The 3,006-nt window shown below is 49.4% G+C and carries 1 protein-coding gene and 2 tRNA genes; all 3 read right to left on the minus strand.

The features are described 5' to 3' along the window. Positions 1-57 precede the first annotated feature (57 nt). Positions 58-143 (minus strand) — tRNA-Tyr (locus tag DBO31_RS00140). Positions 144-150: 7 nt separating this feature from the next. Further along, positions 151-226 (minus strand) — tRNA-Thr (locus DBO31_RS00145). 280 nt (positions 227-506) lie between these two features. Next, a partial coding sequence (carB, locus tag DBO31_RS00150) for a carbamoyl-phosphate synthase large subunit (protein WP_150824135.1) occupies positions 507-3,006 on the minus strand: 2,500 nt, incomplete at its 5' end.

Raw genomic sequence — 3,006 nt, forward strand, 5'->3', positions numbered from 1 at the left:
ACGACCTTCGGGTTATGAGCCCGACGAGCTACCAACTGCTCCACCCCGCGATAAAAATGGTGGTGGGAGATGGATTCGAACCATCGAAGGCGAACGCCGGCAGATTTACAGTCTGCTCCCTTTAGCCACTCGGGAATCCCACCATTCGTTTGGAGCCGACGATAGGACTTGAACCTACAACCTACTGATTACAAGTCAGTTGCTCTACCAATTGAGCTACGTCGGCTTGTTCAACAGAACGTAATTGATTATACAAGAGAATGTTCATCCTGTCAAGTACTTTTTTCAATCATTTCAAACCACTCATTAGCAGTTCTTAGTTCTGACGACTTGATAAGTATATCATGATATCCAATAAAATGCAAGAAATATTTTAATTAATTTATAAAAAAACTACCTGATAATACACAAGGAAACTCCCCGACACGACACGCTTATCCTACGCAAGAAAAAAACAGCTCTCTGCATGGCATACTGCCTGCAAAGAGCTGTCTATAGTATCTTGCTTATTCTTGATCGTAATCCTGCAAAGCGGCTACATGATGATATCCCTGTCCTTTGCCTTTATTGGCAAAGACGCGCAGGACTTCGCGGGCCGTATCGAGCGAAGTCAGGCAGGGAATTGCCAGTTCGACCGCCATACGGCGCAGATTAAATCCGTCCCGTTCCGGATGTTTGCCAAAGGTCAGCGTATTGACGACTAAATCAATTTTGCCATTGCGGATCAGCGTAGCAATATTGGTACCGCCTTCATGGATCTTCCGGACCACATCGACGGGGAATCCCTGTTCATTGAAATATTTGCCCGTACCGGCAGTGGCTATGATGTGATAGCCCAATTCCTGGAAGCCGCGGGCCAGCTGCAGTGCTTCTGCCTTATCTCGGTCAGCTACCGTAACCAGAATGGTACCACCAGCAGGAATTTTCATCTTAGCGCCATTTACAGCCTTGTATAGTGCTTCAGAATAGGTCTTTCCTATACCCATGACTTCCCCAGTCGACTTCATTTCCGGTCCGAGAGCAATTTCTGCCAGGCCGATCTTACTGAAAGAGAACACAGGAGCTTTAGCCGCAACATGTGGTTTTGCCGGCATGAGTCCACCTTCATATCCCATTTCCTTCAACGTTTCGCCCAGGGCTATGCGGGTGGCCAGTTCGACCATAGGCACATGCGTTACTTTACTCAGGAATGGTACAGTACGGCTGGAGCGGGGATTGACTTCAATGATATACAACTTGCCCTTCGATACGACAAACTGGATATTGACGGCACCTTTTACCTGTAGTTCCAGGGTAATGCGCGTTGTATAATCGACAATCTGGTCAATCATGGCCTTATCCAGATGCTGTGGCGGATATACGGCAATAGAGTCGCCGGAATGGACGCCAGCCCGTTCCACCTGTTCCATGATGCCTGGAATGAAGACATCTTTGCCATCAGAAATCGCATCTACTTCTACTTCCCGGCCGACCATATATTCATCAATCAGGATAGGATGATCCGGAGAGGCGATGACGGCTTCCCGCAGATAACGTTCCAATTCCTTTTCTGTATAGACGATTTCCATAGCCCGGCCTCCCAAGACATACGATGGGCGGACGATGAGAGGAAATTCCAATTCTTTTGATACCTGCATCGCTTCCGTGTCACTCGTCGCGATCCGGCCGTCCGGGCGGGGTATGTTGAGCTTGGCCAGAAGTTCATCGAACCGTTCTCTGTCTTCTGCCCGGTCCATGCCATCGACAGAGGTTCCAAGGACGGTTACGCCCCGTTTAGCCAGTGGAGCTGCCAGATTAATCGCCGTCTGACCACCAAACTGGCAGATGACGCCGACGGGCTTTTCTTTTTCGACGACAGCCATGACATCTTCTACGGTAAGCGGTTCAAAATACAGGCTGTCCGACGTATCGAAATCGGTACTGACTGTTTCCGGATTGTTGTTGATAATGATACTGTTCATCCCGGCTTTGCGCAGGGCCCAGGCTGAATGGACAGAGCAATAATCGAATTCAATCCCCTGTCCGATACGGATAGGGCCCGACCCGAGAACAATGACGCTCTTATCTCCCAGCGGTCTGACTTCATCTTCCGTTGCGTAACAAGAATAATAATACGGTGTTGCAGCTTCAAATTCAGCGGCACACGTATCTACCATCTTGAATGTCGGACGGATATCCAGTTTTTCCCGGAACGCACGGACCTGTTCTTCCGTTTTGCTGGTAAGCTGGGCAATGACCGCATCCGGCATGCTATAGCGTTTAGCCAGGCGGATATTATCTTCCGTCAGATTATTGCGGCGTAGGTTATCTTCCAGATCGACGATATTTTTGATTTTTTTCAGGAACCACATATCGTATCCGGTAATATAATGGATTTTATCAAAGCCGATTCCCAGACGCAGTGCCTGAGCGACGACAAAGATACGTTCATCATCCTGGTTTTTCAACAATTCTGCAATATCGATGAGTGATTTGGATTCCAGTTTCTTCAGGCTCAGATAATTAACGCCGATTTCCAGGGAACGGACAGCCTTGAGCAGTGCTCCTTCAAAGCAGCGGTCCAGCGCCATGACTTCCCCTGTAGCTTTCATCTGCGTTCCCAGCGTGCGGTCAGCCAGAGCAAATTTTTCAAATGGCCAGCGTGGGAATTTGACGACACAGTAATCCAGCGTCGGTTCGAAGCAGGCCGTCGTCTTTCCCGTAACGGCGTTGGTTATCTGGTCCAGAGTCAGTCCTGTAGCCACTTTTGCCGCAACTTTGGCAATGGGATACCCCGTCGCTTTGGAAGCCAGTGCCGATGAACGGCTGACACGGGGATTGACTTCGATGACATAGTACTGGTTGCTGTTGGGATCCAGAGCATACTGTACATTGCAGCCACCTTCGATCTTAAGGCGGCGGATAATGGCCAGAGAAGCCGTACGCAGCATCTGATACTGCAGATCATTCAGGGTCTGGCTCGGAGCCACGACGATAGAATCGCCAGTGTGGATGCCGACCGGATCA

Source organism: Megasphaera sp. DJF_B143 (assembly GCF_900320625.1).
Taxonomy (GTDB): Bacteria; Bacillota; Negativicutes; order Veillonellales; family Megasphaeraceae; genus Megasphaera; species Megasphaera hexanoica.